This is a genomic window from Bradyrhizobium sp. AS23.2, from assembly GCF_001908185.1.
GTDB lineage: Bacteria > Pseudomonadota > Alphaproteobacteria > Rhizobiales > Xanthobacteraceae > Bradyrhizobium.
This window is the reverse complement of sequence record NZ_LGHM01000261.1, coordinates 1-16,973: the sequence shown is the minus strand read 5'-3', so window position 1 is coordinate 16,973 and position 16,973 is coordinate 1. Positions and strand designations below refer to the sequence as shown.

Below are 16,973 nucleotides of genomic sequence, written 5' to 3'. Positions count from 1 at the left end.
AGACGTCACAACGGCCCCACTGCCGCCCGGGTGAGCCAACGCACATTCAGTCGCGATTCATGGGCGTGAATCGCGGCACATCATGCGGGATTGTCTGGATCGGGATAGCGATCGTGCTTCTCGCGAACGGAATGGCTGAAACGCCATGCGCGCGAGCGCGCATCGCGCGCAGCGGGGCGATGGTGTGATGTGGTTGCTGGACTAGATCATGCCGAGCACGATGGCGCCGACGAATGCCATTGCGAGGTACGCGGCGACAACGCTCAGTTTTTCGGCGAACGTCATGAGGTCGCTCCCTCCGTTCGCGCCGCATTGTGCGAAACGTTATGGTTAACAGAGAGTCTCCGTCCGTAAAAGTCAGCCCTGCTGTCGCGCATCCCGGGTAGGTCTCGGGCCGGCATGGTTAAAAAACACTGAAATCAACACGTTGAAGAGTCTTTAAGCAAATTCACCGAACGTGCGCGCATGATGCGCGGAGTTCGTTTGTATCTCGTCGGCTCCATCGTCCTTGTTTCGCTTGCGGGTTGCGGACGCGGCTTTTTCCAGGCCGAACGTGAACCGTGGCGGGCCGAGGCGGAAGCCGCATGCCTGAAATCGGGCGCGGTGAAGGAGGGGCCGGATCTCGTCCGCATCGACCCGATCTCCGGGCCCGGCATGTGCGGCGCCGAGTTTCCGCTGAAGGTCGCCGCCATCGGTGAAGCCTCAAGCAGCTATGGCTTTGCCGACGAGGAGTTGCGCCCGCCGGGGAACGTCGGCAGCCAGCCGCGCTGGCCGGTGACGCAGCCGCGGTCGAATTATCCGCAGAGCCAGAACTATCCGGCATCGTCCTATCCGCAACGGCCGAACTATCCCGAGAGCGCGGTGCGCCAGCCCTCCGGTTACGGCGCCTCGCCTGGCCCGATGTCGCTGAATGCGCCCGGCGTGGCGGCGCAGGAGGACGAGATCGACCTGCCGCCCGAGGGCACCGATGCCGCGGGCGCCGCGCGCTACATGAATGCGCCGAGCTATCCGGCGCGGCCGGCGCCGTACTCGCAGGCGCCCGCGCAGCAGCCCTTGCCGCGCCTCGGTCCGGCACAGGGCAATCCCGTCATCGCCGTTGGGCCAGTCGCCGTGAAGCCGACCGCGACGCTCGCCTGTCCGATCGTGTCCGAGCTCGACCGCTGGCTCGCCGACACCGTGCAGCCGTCGGCGATGCGCTGGTTCGGCGCCCGCGTCGTCGAGATCAAGCAGATCTCCGCCTATTCCTGCCGCGGCATGAACGGCAATTCGCATGCCCACATTTCGGAGCACGCCTTCGGCAACGCGCTCGACATCGCCGGCTTCGTGCTCGCCGACGGCCGTCGCGTCAGCGTGAAGGACGGATGGCGCGGCATGCCGGAAGAGCGGGGATTTCTGCGCGACGTGCAGTCGGGCGCGTGCGCGCATTTCACCACGGTGCTCGCGCCGGGCTCCAACGTCTATCACTACGATCACATCCATGTGGATCTGATGCGCCGCGCCAGCCGCCGCCTGATCTGCCAGCCGGCAGCCGTCTCCGGCGAAGAGGTCGCCGCGCGCGCGCAATCGCGCAGTCCTTACGCGAATGCGCGCGATCTCTCCGTGACCGGATCGCTCGGCCGCAAGGGCATGACGCGCAAGCACGAAGAAGACGAGTACGCGGACGATTGAGGCTTGCGCAAGACCCGTAGCCGGATGAAGCCAACGGGTCGGCGCGAAGCGCCGCCCGATGACAGGCTCCGCGCAATCCGGGACAGGGTTCCCGCATTCCGCTTCGCTCCATGCGGGCTACGAACCATTTTCCGTCATTGCAAGCGCATGTATGCCCGCCGATATCGTCCGCTATCTGACTCACCCGCAGGTCCAGATCGATCCCGATGTGCCCGTGCCGCAATGGGGCCTGAGCCAAATCGGACGCGCGCGGACCGAGACGGTGGCGCAGGCCGGCTGGCTCGCCCGCACCACGCAGATCATTTCCAGCGGCGAGCGCAAGGCGATCGAGACCGCCGAGATCATTGCCGGCAGGCTCGGAATTATCATCGAAATCCGCGAGGCCATGCATGAGAACGACCGCTCGGCGACCGGCTTTCTGAAGCCGGCCGAGTTCGAAGAGGTCGCCGATCAGTTCTTCGCGCAACCTCATCTCAGCACCCGCGGCTGGGAGCGCGCGGCCGATGCGCAGACGCGCATCGTGCGCGAGGCCGAAGCGGTGCTGGCCCGCAGCCGTCCCGGCGATGTCCTCTTCGTCGGCCACGGCGCCGTCGGCACGCTGCTGTTCTGCCACTATGCCGGCCGTCCCATCGACCGCGTCCACGATCAGCCGGCCGGCGGCGGACACGTCTTCGCGTTCGTCAGGGACGCGAGGCAGGTGGTGCATGCATGGCGCAAGATGGAAGAGTCCGGGGCGTAGCTCTGCAGGCTCAGCAAGTCATGTCGACGTCCGCTTCGACGGCGTGGGGACCAGTCCCATGCACCGCTGCACCTCGCCGGGGACGTTGTAGGTTCGCATGATGTGACGACTGTCGCGAAGGCCAGTCGCCTCACGTTGCACCACGAACATCCAGAGCGCATGGCCAGCCTCCATAACCAGCTTGCTCCTGGCCGGCTGTGCCGATGCCGGCGTCTCCTCGAGCGCGTGGGTGGCGTCGAACTCGCGCAAACGCGCAAGCGCTCGTTCGAGTGTGCGGCCCATCCGTCCAAGCGCTGAGGCCTGTTCCTGGACGATCTCATAGTGGAGGACATCGACAGGCGGGAGAAGATCACGGGACATGGCGTCAATATAGTGCCGCGTGATCCGTATGCGCAACGCGCGGGACCTGGTTCCGGCGCTGCGCTACTTCGCCCGGTACGCCGCCAGAAACATCCGCGTTGCGCTGTCGACCACCTCGGTCATGCGTTCTTCCGACGGCGGCGGCGCGGCCTGAAAGATGAAGGGCAGAAAAAGTGAGGCCTTACACAGTTCCATGAACTGCGAGGCGGCAAGATCGCAATCGTCGATCTTGAGATCGCTGGAGGTGACATGCGCTTTGAGATAGTCGGAAAGCCGGTTGATGGTCTTGTCCAGCACGCGCAAATAATAGCGGCGGCCGACATCGGGCATGCGCTCGGCGATCGCCATCACGGTGCGGATCGCCGATCCGCCGCCGGGCCGGCAGAGCAGGTGAATGTAGGCCTGCCCGAAATCCTTCAGCGTAGTCTCCGCGTCGCGCGCGGGATCGAAATTGAACACGACCTGGCCGTGCTGAAGCGCCTCCTCCTCGAGGATGGCTTCGAACAGCGCGCATTTGTCGGCGAAGTAGACATAGAGCGTGCCCTTGGAAACCGCGGCCGCGCGCGCAATCTCGCCCATGCTGGCGCCGTCGAAACCGAGATCCATGAACACCTTGCGGGCGCCGTCCAGGATCTGGCGACGCTTCGAGCTGTCCTCTTCGGAGACGACATGCAGATGTTCGCGGCCTGCTGCAACCATTGGTTTAGGGTCTCGCAAGGTTTCGGATCGGGTCCCGGACCATGAAACGCAAATAAAGGATTCGGGCCAGTAGGTTCCGGCCGGGAATATTATGTATATTGACCGAACCGTTCGGTCAATGGTATTTGAGGTGGCGACAGGGAACCTGCCGCGCGGCGGTCGTCCTTGGTCGCGCTTCTTTTGTTGGGGAGGCCTTTATGGCCGTATCGAGAGACCAGGCTGCGCGCGTCCTTCGCAAGGAAGCGGTGGAGACGACGCCGGTGCTGGCGGGCGGCGAGGCCGCAGCCGAGAAATCTCCAGCCGTCGCCGAGCAGTTGCGCTCTCATGTGACCGAGGAAACCAAGCGCCGTACCAGCGAGGCGCCGGAGAAGCCTGTGTCCGACAAGCCGGCCGCACCTGCGCTGGAGGCGCCCGCCGCCGGCGCGCCGAAATCCGGCAAGCGCAAATTCGTCCTGATGGGCGTCGGCCTCGTGCTGGCGCTCGCGGCCGCGAGCTATGCCGGCTACTACACGCTGGTCGGCCGCTTCTACATTTCCACCGACGACGCCTATGTCCGCGCCAACAACACCATGCTGGGCGCGCGCGTTGCCGGCCACATCTCCTCGATCCTCGCCGGCGACAACACGACGGTACGGGCCGGCGACATCGTCTTGCGTATCGACGACGGTGACTACAAGATTGCGGTCGATTCCGCCAAGACCAAGATCGCGACCCAGCAGGCCACCATCGATCGCATCGGCCGCCAGGTCGCAGCGCTCGACAGCCAGGTCGCGCAGGCCAAGGCGCAGCTCGTATCCGCCGAGGCCGGTCTCAAGCGCGCCGATCTCGACTATGAGCGCCAGCAGGCGCTGAGCAGCAAGGGCTTTGCCTCGCGCGCCACCTTCGAAACCTCGGAAGCCGGTCGCGACCAGGGCGCCGCCGCCGTCAAGGCCGCGCAGGCCGCCTACGACGTCGCCGTCAGCAATGTCGACGTCGCCAAGGCGCAGCAGGCCGAAGCGCAGGCGCAACTCGCCGAGCTCAAGACCTCCCTCGCCAAGGCCGAGCGGGATCTCGCCTTCACGGCGGTGCGCGCGCCGGTCGACGGCACGTTCTCGAATCGCCTCGTCAGCACCGGCGATTTCGTCGCGGTCGGCCAGCGCCTCGGCAACATCGTGCCGCTCGACGACGTCTATATCGACGCCAACTTCAAGGAAACGCAGCTCAAGCGCATCCGCCCCGGCCAGCCGGTGACCATCAAGGTCGATGCCTATGGCATGCGCAAGTTCAGCGGCGTCGTCGACAGCATCGCGGCGGGTTCGGGCTCGGTGTTCACGCTGCTGCCGCCGGACAACGCCACCGGCAACTTCACCAAGATCGTGCAGCGCGTGCCGGTCCGCATCCGCGTGCCGAAGTCGGTCGCAAGGCAAAACCTGCTGCGCGCCGGCATGTCGGTCTATGCGACCGTCGACACCAACAAGGGCGCGGCCGACGCCGACAGCGAGATCGATCTCGACGATCCCACCATGATCCATCCGCAGTAAGCGCGCGTCTCGAGCGCTGCGAGGTCAGACCATGGCCAATGCCACGACCGCTTCACCTGCCATGATGGCAGCCCCCGCTTCGGAGCGCATCGCGCCGAAGCGGCTGATTGCCTTCATCATCATGGTGTTCGGGATGTTCATGTCGATCCTGGACATCCAGGTCGTCTCGGCTTCCTTGAGCGAAATCCAGGCCGGTCTGTCGGCAAGCTCGAGCGAAGTCTCCTGGGTCCAGACCGCCTATCTGATCGCCGAAGTCATCGCGATCCCGCTGTCGGGTTTTTTGTCGCGCGCCTTCGGCACGCGGCTGTTGTTCGCGATCTCGGCGGCCGGCTTCACCGTGTCGAGCCTGCTCTGCGGCTTCGCCACGACCATCGAGGAGATGATCCTCTGGCGCGCGCTCCAGGGCTTTCTCGGCGCCGGCATGATCCCGACGGTGTTCGCATCGGCCTACACCGTCTTCCCACGCTCGAAATTCAACGTCGTCGGACCCATCATCGGCCTCGTTGCGACGCTGGCGCCGACCATCGGGCCGACGGTCGGCGGCTACATCACCGACCTGATGTCGTGGAACTGGCTGTTCTTCATCAACATCGTGCCCGGCATCGGCATCACCTTGGGTGTACTGGCGCTGGTCGACTTCGACGAGCCGCATTTCGAACTGCTCGACCGCTTCGACTGGTGGGGCCTGTTGTTCATGGCCGGCTTCCTCGGCACGCTGGAATATGTGCTGGAGGAAGGTCCGCAATATGAATGGCTGCAGGACACTTCCGTCGCGATCTGCGCCTGGATCTGCGCCATCTCGGCGATCGCCTTCTTCTGGCGCGTCTTCACGGCGGCCGAGCCGATCGTCAACCTGCGTACCTTCTCCAACCGCAATTTCGCGATCGGCTGCCTCTTGCAGTTCTGCATCGGCATCGGTCTCTACGGCATGACTTACATCTATCCGCGCTATCTCGCGGAAGTGCGCGGCTACAGCGCGCTGATGATCGGCGAGACCATGTTCGTCTCCGGCATCACCATGTTCCTGGTCGCGCCGCTGGTCGGCCGTCTCATGGCGAAGATCGACATGCGCTACATGATCGCGTTCGGCCTCGTCGTGTTCGCGATCGGCTCCTACCAGATGACCTGGATCACGCGCGACTTCGATTTCTACGAGTTGCTGGTGCCTCAGATCCTGCGCGGCATCGGCATGATGTTCGCGATGGTGCCGACCAACAACATCGCGCTCGGCACGCTGGCGCCTGACCGGGTGAAGAACGCCTCCGGCCTGTTCAACCTGATGCGCAATCTCGGCGGCGCCGTGGGCCTCGCCGTCATCAACACCGTGCTCAACGACCGCACCGACCTCCACATCACGCGCCTGCAGGAGCGCGTGACCTGGGGCAATGCGACCGCGACCGAAACCCTGACCATGCTCATGCAGAAGTTCCAGGGGCTCGGCGACTCCACGCTGATGGCGATGAAGCAGCTTTCGCAGATCGTGCACCGCCAGGCCGTGGTGATGAGCTTCGGCGATGCCTTCTTCCTGCTGACGGTGTTCTATCTCGGCCTCAGCCTGGTGGTCATGCTGCTGAACAAGCCGGTCTCGCTGACCGGCGGCGGCGACGCGCACTGATTCCACATCTGCGGTGTCATCGCCCGACTTGATCGGGGCGATCCAGTATTCCAGAGAGGGCAATGGGATACGGAGAGGCCGCGGCGTACTGGATGCCCCGCCTTCGCGGGGCATGACAGCGGAAATCGAGGTGGCACCGCGCACCAAATTGCAACACTCGTCCGTGATCTCGCACAGGCCCCGTTGCAAATCGAAAGCGACACATCTATAAAGCGCACCTCATTCAATCGAACCGGGGAGAGATTTGCATGATTTCGACGCATTCGCAGATCGCACGCCCGCGCTCGATGATGTTCCAGCTCGGTATGTGCTCGGCCTGTTAGAGGCCACCTCCGCCAGCTTCGATTGGGCTCCAGCGCCCGATCGCTCCGCTTCCCAAGTCAAAGCCAACTTTAGGTGACGCCGTCTCGGCCCGCGCGGCCGGCCTGCGTCCATCGATGGAGCCGGCCTGCGCCAGATGCAGCCGGATGATGTCATGACTGCTCTGTCCAAAAAGCCCGCGGCAATAAGCGTGGTGCTGCCCTTCGTGTTCCGGCACTGGCTGAAGCAGCCGGGCCGCGGCCTCGTCGTCGCCGGCGGCCTGTTAGGCGCGACCGTCGCCGACCTGTTCATGCCGGTATTCTCCGGGCATCTGGTCGATGCGCTGACGCGCGGCCCATCCGATCCCGATGCGCGTCATGCGGCACTCGTCGCGTTTGGCGCCATCGTCGCGCTCGGCGCGGCTTCGATGGTGCTGCGGCTCGCAGGCCTGCAGGCGATCGTGCCGTTCACGCTGAAGATCATGTCCGAGGTCGCGCAGGATGCCTTCATGCGTGTGCAGCGGTTCTCGACCGACTGGCACGCCAACTCGTTTGCGGGCTCGACGGTGCGCAAGATCACGCGCGGGATGTGGGCGCTCGACCTCCTGAACGACACCATCCTGCTGGCGCTTCTGCCTTCGCTGGTGGTGCTGATCGGATCGATGATCCTGCTTGGCGTGCACTGGGCCTCGCTCGGCGTGGTGATCGCGCTTGGCGCGCTCGCCTATGTCACGATGACGGTGCTGTTCTCGACGCGCTACATCGCGCCGGCGGCGCGCGTCTCCAATGCCTGGGACACCAAGGTCGGCGGCACGCTGGCCGACGCGCTGACCTGCAACGCCGTGGTGAAGTCCTTCGGCGCCGAGGCACGCGAGGACGCGCGGCTCGCCCGCGTCATCAACCGCTGGCGCGCACGGGTGCGGCGGACCTGGTTTCGCTACAACTACACCGCCATGTCGCAGCTCTCGCTGCTGCTAGCCTTGCGCGCCTCCGTGATCGGCGGCTCGGTGCTGCTCTGGATGTCCGGGCATGCCTCGCCCGGCGACGTCACCTACGTGCTGACGAGCTACTACGTCATCCACGCCTATTTGCGCGACGTCGGCATGCACATCAACAACCTCCAGCGTTCGGTCAACGACATGGAGGAGCTGGTGGCGATCCATGACGAGCCGATCGGGATTGCCGACGCGGCTGACGCGCGGCCGATCGCGATCGAGGGCGGCGAGATCGTGTTCGACGACGTCACGTTCCATTACGGCGGCCATCGCGCGCCGCTCTATGACGGGCTGTCGGTGAGAATCCGTGCCGGCGAACGGGTCGGCCTCGTCGGGCGCTCCGGCTCCGGCAAGACCACCTTCGTCAAGCTGGTGCAGCGGCTCCACGACGTCTCGGGCGGTCGCGTGCTGATCGACGGCCAGGATATCGCGATGGCGACGCAGCAATCGCTGCGCAGCCAGATCGCGATTGTGCAGCAGGACCCGATCCTGTTCCACCGCTCGCTCGCCGAGAATATCGCCTATGGCCGGCCCGGCGCCAGCTGGAGGCGATCGAGCGGGCGGCGCGGCTCGCCAATGCGCACGACTTCATCCTGCGCCTGCCCAAGGGCTACGGCACGCTCGTGGGCGAGCGCGGCGTGAAGCTGTCGGGCGGCGAGCGGCAGCGCGTGGCGCTGGCACGCGCCTTCCTGGCCGATGCGCCGGTGCTGATCCTGGACGAGGCGACCTCGAGCCTCGATTCGGAATCGGAGGCGCTGATCCAGCAGGCCATGGAGCGGCTGATGAAGGGCCGCACCTCGATCGTGATCGCGCACCGGCTGTCGACGGTGCGCAGCCTCGATCGCATCATGGTGTTCGACCGCGGCGAGATCGTCGAGCAGGGCACCCACGCCGTGCTCGCAGGCAAGCCCGGCGGCATCTATCGCGGATTGTTCGAGCGCCAGGTGGTGGAGCTCGGGCACATCGCAGCAGCGGAGTGAGGGAATGGTGCGTGGCTGACGGACGAAGTCCCGAGGCCACGTCGCCGGAAATGGAATGAGATGAAGGACCTGACGCGCGGCTCCATCGTGAGCCACATCCTCAGCATGGCGCCTCCGATCGTGGTCGGCATGATCACGATCATGATCTGCCAATTGGTCGACCTGTACTTCGTCTCGAGCCTCGGCGATGCAGCCGTTGCCGGCGTCGCTGCGGCCGGCAACGCAGGTTTTCTCGTCAATGCCCTGATGCAGGTGCTCGGTGTCGGCACGGTTGCGCTGATCGCGCACGCCGTGGGGCGCAGGGATCGCGACGAGGCCAATCTCGTCTTCAACCAGTCGGTCGTCCTGTCGGTGTTGTTCGGCTTGCTGACGCTGGCGGCGGGCTTCGCGCTGTCGCGCGCCTATATGCGCGCGATCGCCGCCGACGAGGCCACGATCGAGGCTGGCACGATTTATCTTCTCTGGTTCATGCCGGCGCTGGCACTGCAATTCGCCACGCAAGTGATGGCGTCTGCGTTGCGGGCCACCGGCATCGTGCGGCCGACCATGCTGGTGCAGGCGCTCGCCGTGGTCATCAACATCGCGCTGGCGCCGGTCCTGATCCTGGGCTGGGGCACCGGTCATGCACTCGGTGTCGCCGGCGCGGGGCTCGCAAGCTCGATTGCCGTCTTCATCGGCGTGCTGATGCTGCTCGGCTATTTCCTCAAGCTGGAGCGCTATGTCGCATTCCATCCTGCGCAATGGCGTCCGCAGCTCGCGCAATGGAAGAGGATTCTCAACGTCGGCCTGCCCGCGGGCGGCGAGTTCGCGATGATCTTCATCTTCATGGCCGTGGTCTATTACGTGCTGCGTGATTTCGGCCCGGCAGCCCAGGCCGGATTTGGCATCGGCACGCGCGTCCTCGGCCTGATCCAGATGCCGGCGCTCGCGGTGGCCCTCGCAGCAGGACCGATCGCCGGCCAGAACTTCGGCGCCGGCAATGGCGCGCGCGTGCGGGAAACCTTCGTTAAGGCGGCGCTGATCGCCACCGCCGTGATGATCGTCTTCATGCTCCTTGCGCAGTTCACGCCGGGTCTGTTGCTCGCCGGCTTCTCGAACGACCGGGAGACCATGACGGTCGCGTTTCTGTTCCTGCGGATCATCTCGTTCAACATGGTCGCACAGGGGCTGATCTTCACCTGCTCCAGCATGTTCCAGGGGCTCGGCAACACCAAGCCGGTGTTGTGGAGTTCGGTGACGCGAGTCCTGACGTATTCGCTGCCGGCGATCTGGCTCTCGACGCTGCCTGGCTTCCGGATGGAGCACGTCTGGTACCTGTCGAACGCGGCGACGACGCTGCAGGCCGTACTGAGCTTGTGGTTGTTACATCGCGAATTCAGGAAGCGCCTAGCGTTGCCGCCGCTGGAGAAGGCTGCGGAGCCGGCGGCCCCGGAGCCGGTTGCGCCGCGCGCTCGCGAGCCCGCGTAGCAACAGCTCGTTCCTTCCCCGCAGCTCCGGTTGATTGCGGAGCCGTGGGGATGGCCGAAGGAGCGCTCGCGAGGAAGATCCAGCGCTAGAGCCATATCCGTTCCGATGGAGCTGGAACGGGGCTCTACTTTCTTGTTTTGACGCGTTTTCTTTGCGCGAACCGGTATCCACTTCGCTCGAAAACGCTCTAATGCGCACCTATGCTGTTCCAGACGAGGCCGAGGCCCGACAGGAACAGCAAGCCGAGCACGACATCGCTAAAATGCCTGTCGCTCAGCGCATGATAGACGCGCGCGCCGGCCCATGCGCCGATCAACGTGCCCGGAAATGCGATCAGCGCGAGCCAGACTACCTTGAACGCGACGAGGCCGGAGGCCGTCTGGAGCGCCAGCGCGGCGGCGAGCACCGTGAAATTGAAGAGCTGGAAGATGCCGCGCCGCTCGTGCTTGTTCCAGCCACGGATGTTGGCCCACAGGATCGGCAGCGGACCCGATAGTCCCGCAAGCCCACCCAGAATGCCGCCGGCAAAGCCGATCGCGCCGTCGGCGATCCGGCCGCCGAACTTGAAGGCGAGCGGCTTCTTGTTCAGGTACAGCGCGCTTGAGAAGATCAGGAGCAGCACGCCGACGCTCAGCTTGAACACTTTCGGATCGGCGGAGGCGACCATCGTGGTCCCCAACGGCACGCCGATCAGTCCCCCGATCAGGAATGGCCAGACCAGCGAGAGGTCAAAGCTCTTCCACATCGACGGCAGCGTCGAGGTTTGCGCAATCACCGAGCAGATCAGCACCAGTGGCACCGCGAGCGAGGGCGGCAGGACGTAGAGCCAGATGCCGAGCGCCATCAGCGCCGTGCCGAACCCGGCCAGCCCCGAAACGAAGCCTCCGGCTAGCGCGCCGAACAGCAGCAGCGCGTAAGTGATCGTTTCCACCAATGAATTCCTGTCGTTGCCGGCGATGCCGGAAGGTCGATCGCCGTTTGGCGCATAGCACAGATGCAGCCGGGAAGGGCAATTTCAAAACCGCACGCAAGCGTGATGCCCGAGGACGGGCGTTTGCGGAAGACGCGCCTACATGATGGTCGAACAGCATTTTTGGGGCCCCGCCGCAAGCCACGCCGCGCTTCGATTGGTCTGTCCCCGATGAGATGATGGAGCATGATCATGACCCGCACGAACATGGCCGTCGCGGCCGCGCTGCTGTCGGCGGCGGCCTTGATGCCGACTTTGGCGCAGGCGCAGTTTTCCGAGCCTGCGGCCTATCAGGCCGCCCATCCCGATCGCGACGTGCTGAATGGCGGCCAGCTCACGCCTGCGGCGCGCGCGGCTCTTGGGCAGCAGGGTAGCCCGAGCAATGCCTATGCATTGCAGGCCTATCCGTCGCCCGTTGCGCCGGTCGTGCGCTCCCGCCATCGCCGTCACCATCAATAGCCGCCTACACGATCTGCCTCGTCTCGGCGGGCTTGTGCAGCGCGCCGACCAGGATGCGCAGCGCCTCCGTCAGTTCCGATCTGTTCCGTGCCGCCCCGAGCGAGACCCGCGCCGCATGCGGCGGAGTCCCGCCGACTGTGAAGGCATCGCCGGCGACGACCGCGAGTCCGTTCCGCAAGAGATGCGCCGCGATGTCGGGGCGGCCCTCCGGCAGCCGCAGCCAGAGATGATGGGCCGCAGGCTTGGCCAGGAATTGAAAGCCCTTCAGCGCTCGCTGCGCGAGCTGCTGGCGACCGACAGCCTCGTTGCGGATGGCAGTGATGATGCGGTCGGCGATGCCGTTCTCGATCCAATGCGTCACCAGCGCGACCATCAGCGGCGCCGGCATCTGCACCGTGGCCTGCAAATGGCTACGCATCTGAATCTGCGCGCCGCTGTCGGGCGCCAGCAGATAGGCGACGCGCAGCGCGGGTGCGATGCATTTTGACAGCGTGGTCGCAAGGTATGTGCGCTCCGGAATGAAGTTGGCGATCGGGGATGCCGAGCGGTCGAGCAGCCCGTATGCATCGTCCTCGATCAGCATCGTATCGGCATCGCGGATGGTCATTGCGATCGCGCTGCGCCGCTCGGCGGACAGCGTCGCGGTGGTCGGGTTGTGCAGCGTCGGAATGAGATAGACGGCCTTCGGTCTGTGTGCGCGGCAAGCCTTCGCCAGCGCATCGGGCAGGATGCCGCCGTCATCCATGGCGACGCCGACGAGCTTGACGCCGAGTTGCGCTGCCGCGGCCTTGATGCCGGGGAAGGTGAGGGCCTCGGTGAGCACGACGTCGCCGGGCCGCGCGAGATGGGCGAGCAGGTTGAACAGGATCGTTTGCGCGCCGGGAAAGATCACGAGCTTGTCGGCGTGCGCGTGCGGAACGCGTGCGCGCATCCAGCGCGCCGCGACCTCGCGTTCATGTGCACTGCCGCCGGGCGGCTGGTAGTTCAGGAACGCGGTCAGGCCCGATTGCGCGCGAATGGCTTCCATTCCGGCGATAATGCGCTCGTCAAGCTGCGCTTCGAGCGGATGCGGCGGCACGTTCATCGAGAGGTCGATGGTGACAGGATGCGGCAGGTCGACCGCGCGGCGCGCGCTGGTCTCCGACACGAACGAGCCTTGTCCGACCCGGGCCTCCATGATGCCGCGGCGCCGCGCCTCGGTGTAGGCACGCGTCACCGTGGTGAGGTCGATGCCAAGCGCCTTGGCCAGGGCGCGCTGCGTCGGTAGCTGCTGGCCGCGCACCAGCCGGCCCGCGGCGATGTCGGCTTCCATGGCCTCGACGATGCGCTGGTAGCGCGGCCCGCTCAGCTCCGCGATTGTAGGGGTCCAGTCCATGCAATTTAGGCCCGTATCCTTTGAATGTATGGAAACAAGATATTATTGTATGGATCATCGAAAAGGAAGAGGTGTGGTCATGGCGACCGGTTCGATCTCTCTGGCGAAGGCGATGTGGCGCGGTTTTCGCGGCAAGTGCCCGAACTGCGGCGAAGGACATCTGTTCGGCCGTTTCCTCAAAGTGGCCGACACCTGCGATCATTGCGGCGAGGAGCTGTTTCACCAGCGTGCCGACGACTTTCCCGCCTATCTCGTGATCGTCGTGGTCGGCCATCTCGTGGTGCCCGCGATCCTCGCGGTCGAGACCGCCTATGCGCCGGCCATCTGGCTGCAACTGGCGGTGTGGCTGCCGGTGACGCTGTTCGCATCGCTCGCGCTGCTGCAACCGACCAAGGGCGCCATCGTCGGACTGCAATGGCAGGTCGGCATGCACGGCTTCGAGGCGAGCAAGCGCCGCCGCGAAGTCGGTGAGCTTGCGCCAGTGCTGGTGAAAGCGGACACGCGCGCCGCCTGAGCGGCCGCAGCCTTTACATCGCGCGGTCGGCCGCTACACTCCATCGGATCAAGCAAGAACGATGGAAACGCCGATGGCCCCACGCCCGAAGACCTTCCTGCTCTGTCATGGCGCTTGGACCGGCGCATGGGCCTGGAAGAAGATGCATCCGCTGATGGCGCAGGCCGGACACCGCCTGGTCGCTCCGACCTACACCGGGCTCGGCGAGCGCGCGCATCTGGCAAGTCCCGCGATCGATCTGGACGCGCATATTCAGGACATCCTCAACGTCATCAAGTATGAGGACCTCGGGGATATCGTGCTGCTCGGCCACAGCTATGGCGGCATGGTCGCGACCGGCGTCGCCGATCGTGCCCGCGAGCGCGTGATGCAGCTCATCTATCTCGATGCCTTCGTGCCGCGCGACGGCCAGTCGCTGTTCGATCTCAACGAGGGCGGGCGCGAGCCGATGCGCAAGGCGGCTGCCGCGGGCGACGGCTATCGTATCCCGCGGCAGCCGCTGCCGTCCGACACACCGCAGGCCGATCTCGACTGGCTCAACGCGCGCCGGGTCAACATGCCGATCAAATGTTTCGAGACGAGCTTGAGGCTCGAGCATGGCGAGCCGGCAATGCCGCGCAGCTATATCTATTGCACGCGCATTCCACCGGGTGACGTGTTCGGACAGTTCGCCAAGCGCACGAAGAGCGAAGACGGCTGGCGCTATTTCGAGCTCGACGCCAGCCACTCGCCGAACGTGACAGCGCCGGAGGCGCTGATGGGCGTGTTGGAGAAGATTGTGGCGTAACTCTCGCCGTCATTCCGGGGCGTGCGCAGCACGAACTACGATGCGCAATTGCGCATCTGAGAATCCATTCTTCCACCAACTCTGCGGCCCGATGGATTCCGGGCTCTCGCTTCGCGAGCCCCGGAATGACACCATTTGTATGGTTGCGCGCTCGTCAAATGGTGAGGGGTCCGATGCGTTGGCATCGAACCCCTCGTTGCAAGATATCAGCCGGCCTGTAAGCCGGGTTCTGTAGGGCACCGTCCGCTTGCGCGCACGATACGTGACGGCCATTCCTCTGGGACCATGTTTGCACATGGCCTCGAGCAACCTACCCGGACGGCGGGCCTGACATCGCCCCGCGGCGTTATCGCTTTCGCGAACAGCCCGCTTAAGCCGTCCCTATTCGGTTTTGCTCCCGGTGGGGTTTACCATGCCGGCTCCGTTGCCGGAGCCGCGGTGCGCTCTTACCGCACCTTTTCACCCTTACCTCGCCAAAGCCCCGAAGGGGCGACGGCGGGCGGTTCGTTCTCTGTGGCACTTTCCCTGGGGTTGCCCCCGCCGGACGTTATCCGGCACCGCATGTCAAGGGAGCCCGGACTTTCCTCCCCGGCGACCTTTCGGCACCTGCCGGAGCGGCCGTCCGGCCGACTGACGGGTTACGCATGGAGCATTTGTGACGGTTTCGTCAAGGCGATATCGCCGCGCACGATCTGCCCGAAATAATTTATCCTGAACATGTCGTTTGGTGCGTGCCCTGTTCGACCGGATGTCGGCGATGAAGCCGAACCACAGGAGTTAAGCGATGCAATATCTGCTGATGATCTACCAGAACGAGGTCGAATACGCGAAGAACGATGCTGCCACGGCCCAGAAGCTGATGGCCGAATATCAGACCTTTACCCAAAGCATCATCCAGAGCGGCAATTTCAAGGCCGGCGATCGGCTGCGGCCGACCACGACCGCTACGACGGTCCGCGTGCGCGACGGCAAGATGTTGACGACCGACGGCCCGTTTGCGGAAACGCGCGAGCAGCTTGGCGGCTACTATCTGATCGAAGCCAAGGATTTGAACGCGGCGATCGAGATTGCCGCGCGCATTCCGAGCGCGCGCATCGGCTCGATCGAGGTGCGGCCGATCTGGGTCTACGACAAGTGACGGCCGGGCCGCGCCTCGACGCATGACCCCGGGCGAAATTGACAAGATCTTCCGCGACGAGGCGGGTCGGGCGCTGGCCACCCTGATCCGCCTCGTCGGGGATTTCGATCTCGCCGAGGACGCGCTGCAGGATGCCTTCGCGGTTGCGCTCGAACGCTGGTCGACGTGCGAGCTGCCCGAGAATCCGCGCGCCTGGCTCGTCAATGTCGGCCGCAACAAGGCGATCGACCGCATCCGGCGGCAGGCCGTCTTTCGCGGCAAGCAACGGGCGCTCCTGCACGAGCTGGAGCTCGATGCGAAAGCGCCTGACGAGCCGCCGGCGATGCTCGACGACGACATGCTGCGGTTGATCTTCACTTGCTGCCATCCCGCGTTCGCGCCGGAAGTCCAGGTTGCGCTGACGCTGCGCACCGTCTGCGGCCTCTCGACCGCGCAAGTCGCGCGCGCCTTCCTCATCGGTGAGGAGGCGATGGCGCAGCGGCTGGTCCGCGCCAAGCAGAAGATCAGGCTCGCAGGCATTCCCTATGAGGTGCCCGAGCGCGCCGCGTTGGCGCCGCGGCTCGACGGCGTGCTTGCCGTGATTTATCTCGTCTTCACCGAAGGCTATGTCGCAACCTCGGGCGCGGACCTGATGCGGCCGGACCTCGCGGTCGAAGCCATCCGCCTCGGCCGTCTGCTCGACCGGCTGATCCCTGATCGCGCGGGGATCAAGGGCCTGTTCGCGTTGATGCTGCTGCATGATGCGCGGCGCGGCGGGCGCGAGACCGCTGCCGGTGACATCGTCCTGCTGGAAGAGCAGGACCGCAGGCTCTGGAATCGCGCGCAGATCGAGGAAGGCTCGCGGCTGGTGGACGATGCGCTGCGCGTGCCCGGACGGCCGCACGCCTATGCGGTGCAGGCGGCGATCGCGGCGTTGCACGCCCGCGCACCGAGTTTCGAAGAGACCGACTGGCCGCAGATTGCCGGACTCTACGAAGTGCTGCTGCGCATCAGCCCGTCGCCGGTGATCGAGCTCAATCACGCTGCCGCAGTCTCGATGGTCGACGGTCCGGCCCGCGCGCTGGATCTGGTCGATGCGATCACCGCGCGCGGCGGGCTGGACGGTTATGAGATGTTGCCTGCGGTGCGGGCGGATCTGTTGCGGCGGCTCGGCCGCAAGGACGAAGCGCGTGAGGCCTATCGCGCGGCGACGGAGGCAACGCAGCTCGAGCCGTTGCGGCGGCTGTATGCGCGAAGGATGCGGGAGATGGATTGAGCTTCCGTCATGGCCGGGCTTGTCCCACGGCTGTCCGGTTTAGATTTTCTGGACAGAGCGCATGGCGTTGATTCTAGTCGGTTCTGGACGTCTGCAAGCGTTCCGGGACACGACAAGAGGTCATCGCCATGCC

14 protein-coding genes, 1 other RNA gene and 1 pseudogene are annotated in these 16,973 nt (G+C 65.2%); 11 read left to right on the top strand and 5 right to left on the bottom strand.

The features are described from left to right. Positions 1–465 precede the first annotated feature (465 nt). Positions 466–1,668: an extensin-like domain-containing protein gene (locus AC630_RS40165; RefSeq protein ID WP_074123867.1), complete on the top strand. Its 1,203-nt coding sequence runs from the start codon at positions 466–468 to the stop codon at positions 1,666–1,668. A gap of 151 nt (positions 1,669–1,819) precedes the next feature. Beyond that, positions 1,820–2,407 (top strand): histidine phosphatase family protein, encoded by a 588-nt coding sequence (locus AC630_RS40160; RefSeq protein ID WP_074123866.1) that lies wholly within the window; start codon positions 1,820–1,822, stop codon positions 2,405–2,407. Positions 2,408–2,425: 18 nt separating this feature from the next. Here AC630_RS40160 and AC630_RS40155 read toward each other — a convergent pair whose 3' ends face one another. Further along, the gene (locus tag AC630_RS40155; protein ID WP_074123865.1) at positions 2,426–2,767 is read right to left on the bottom strand and encodes a DUF6665 family protein; all 342 of its coding nucleotides are present in this window, start codon (positions 2,765–2,767) and stop codon (positions 2,426–2,428) included. Between the two features lie 63 nt (positions 2,768–2,830). After that, on the bottom strand, positions 2,831–3,466 hold the full coding sequence (locus tag AC630_RS40150; protein ID WP_074123864.1) for a TetR/AcrR family transcriptional regulator: 636 nt from the start codon (positions 3,464–3,466) through the stop codon (positions 2,831–2,833). Between the two features lie 197 nt (positions 3,467–3,663). Here AC630_RS40150 and AC630_RS40145 point away from each other — a divergent pair, with 197 nt between their 5' ends. The 4 genes and pseudogenes from AC630_RS40145 (at position 3,664) to AC630_RS40130 (ending at position 10,342) form a co-directional block, all read left to right on the top strand. Continuing rightward, positions 3,664–4,986 carry an HlyD family secretion protein gene (locus tag AC630_RS40145; protein ID WP_074123863.1) on the top strand — a complete coding sequence of 441 codons (1,323 nt, stop codon included), beginning with the start codon at positions 3,664–3,666 and terminating at the stop codon, positions 4,984–4,986. 31 nt (positions 4,987–5,017) lie between these two features. Further along, positions 5,018–6,601: a DHA2 family efflux MFS transporter permease subunit gene (locus tag AC630_RS40140; protein ID WP_074123862.1), complete on the top strand. Its 1,584-nt coding sequence runs from the start codon at positions 5,018–5,020 to the stop codon at positions 6,599–6,601. 475 nt (positions 6,602–7,076) lie between these two features. Beyond that, positions 7,077–8,875 (top strand): annotated as a pseudogene (locus tag AC630_RS40135) (ABC transporter ATP-binding protein). Between the two features lie 60 nt (positions 8,876–8,935). Beyond that, positions 8,936–10,342 (top strand): MATE family efflux transporter, encoded by a 1,407-nt coding sequence (locus AC630_RS40130; protein ID WP_074123861.1) that lies wholly within the window; start codon positions 8,936–8,938, stop codon positions 10,340–10,342. 187 nt (positions 10,343–10,529) lie between these two features. On the opposite strand, the gene AC630_RS40120 is transcribed toward AC630_RS40130, so the two are convergent. Continuing rightward, a complete protein-coding gene (locus tag AC630_RS40120; RefSeq protein WP_074123880.1) occupies positions 10,530–11,273 on the bottom strand; it encodes a sulfite exporter TauE/SafE family protein in 744 nt (247 codons plus the stop codon). A 231-nt stretch (positions 11,274–11,504) separates the two neighbouring features. Here AC630_RS40120 and AC630_RS40115 point away from each other — a divergent pair, with 231 nt between their 5' ends. Continuing rightward, positions 11,505–11,771: a hypothetical protein gene (locus AC630_RS40115; protein WP_074123879.1), complete on the top strand. Its 267-nt coding sequence runs from the start codon at positions 11,505–11,507 to the stop codon at positions 11,769–11,771. 4 nt (positions 11,772–11,775) lie between these two features. Here the strand turns inward: AC630_RS40115 and AC630_RS40110 are convergent, their stop codons facing one another. Further along, complete coding sequence (locus tag AC630_RS40110; protein ID WP_074123859.1) at positions 11,776–13,146, bottom strand: aminotransferase-like domain-containing protein; 1,371 nt, start codon at positions 13,144–13,146, stop codon at positions 11,776–11,778. A gap of 49 nt (positions 13,147–13,195) precedes the next feature. Between AC630_RS40110 and AC630_RS40105 the strand changes: the two genes are divergently transcribed. Beyond that, positions 13,196–13,660 carry a DUF983 domain-containing protein gene (locus AC630_RS40105; protein ID WP_074123858.1) on the top strand — a complete coding sequence of 155 codons (465 nt, stop codon included), beginning with the start codon at positions 13,196–13,198 and terminating at the stop codon, positions 13,658–13,660. A gap of 73 nt (positions 13,661–13,733) precedes the next feature. Then, positions 13,734–14,447 (top strand): alpha/beta fold hydrolase, encoded by a 714-nt coding sequence (locus tag AC630_RS40100; RefSeq protein WP_074123878.1) that lies wholly within the window; start codon positions 13,734–13,736, stop codon positions 14,445–14,447. Between the two features lie 202 nt (positions 14,448–14,649). Here AC630_RS40100 and rnpB read toward each other — a convergent pair. After that, positions 14,650–15,081: RNase P RNA component class A (gene rnpB / locus AC630_RS40095), an RNA gene on the bottom strand. Positions 15,082–15,231: 150 nt separating this feature from the next. On the opposite strand from rnpB, the gene AC630_RS40090 reads away from it, so the two are divergent. Next, a complete protein-coding gene (locus AC630_RS40090) occupies positions 15,232–15,585 on the top strand; it encodes a YciI family protein (RefSeq protein ID WP_074123857.1) in 354 nt (117 codons plus the stop codon). A gap of 22 nt (positions 15,586–15,607) precedes the next feature. Beyond that, entirely contained in the window at positions 15,608–16,840 is a 1,233-nt protein-coding gene (locus AC630_RS40085) for an RNA polymerase sigma factor (protein ID WP_074123856.1), read from the top strand. Positions 16,841–16,973 lie beyond the last annotated feature (133 nt).

What these genes read in the sequence shown, in the direction of transcription:
- AC630_RS40145 (WP_074123863.1), top strand. Translation starts at nt 3,664, where the DNA reads ATGGCCGTATCGAGAGACCAGGCTGCGCGCGTCCTTCGCAAGGAAGCG.
- AC630_RS40130 (WP_074123861.1), top strand. Translation starts at nt 8,936, where the DNA reads ATGAAGGACCTGACGCGCGGCTCCATCGTGAGCCACATCCTCAGCATG.
- AC630_RS40140 (WP_074123862.1), top strand. Translation starts at nt 5,018, where the DNA reads ATGGCCAATGCCACGACCGCTTCACCTGCCATGATGGCAGCCCCCGCT.
- AC630_RS40150 (WP_074123864.1), bottom strand. Translation starts at nt 3,466, where the DNA reads ATGGTTGCAGCAGGCCGCGAACATCTGCATGTCGTCTCCGAAGAGGAC.
- AC630_RS40160 (WP_074123866.1), top strand. Translation starts at nt 1,820, where the DNA reads ATGCCCGCCGATATCGTCCGCTATCTGACTCACCCGCAGGTCCAGATC.
- AC630_RS40100 (WP_074123878.1), top strand. Translation starts at nt 13,734, where the DNA reads ATGGCCCCACGCCCGAAGACCTTCCTGCTCTGTCATGGCGCTTGGACC.
- AC630_RS40165 (WP_074123867.1), top strand. Translation starts at nt 466, where the DNA reads ATGATGCGCGGAGTTCGTTTGTATCTCGTCGGCTCCATCGTCCTTGTT.
- AC630_RS40085 (WP_074123856.1), top strand. Translation starts at nt 15,608, where the DNA reads ATGACCCCGGGCGAAATTGACAAGATCTTCCGCGACGAGGCGGGTCGG.
- AC630_RS40105 (WP_074123858.1), top strand. Translation starts at nt 13,196, where the DNA reads ATGGATCATCGAAAAGGAAGAGGTGTGGTCATGGCGACCGGTTCGATC.
- AC630_RS40090 (WP_074123857.1), top strand. Translation starts at nt 15,232, where the DNA reads ATGCAATATCTGCTGATGATCTACCAGAACGAGGTCGAATACGCGAAG.
- AC630_RS40115 (WP_074123879.1), top strand. Translation starts at nt 11,505, where the DNA reads ATGACCCGCACGAACATGGCCGTCGCGGCCGCGCTGCTGTCGGCGGCG.
- AC630_RS40110 (WP_074123859.1), bottom strand. Translation starts at nt 13,146, where the DNA reads ATGGACTGGACCCCTACAATCGCGGAGCTGAGCGGGCCGCGCTACCAG.
- AC630_RS40155 (WP_074123865.1), bottom strand. Translation starts at nt 2,767, where the DNA reads ATGTCCCGTGATCTTCTCCCGCCTGTCGATGTCCTCCACTATGAGATC.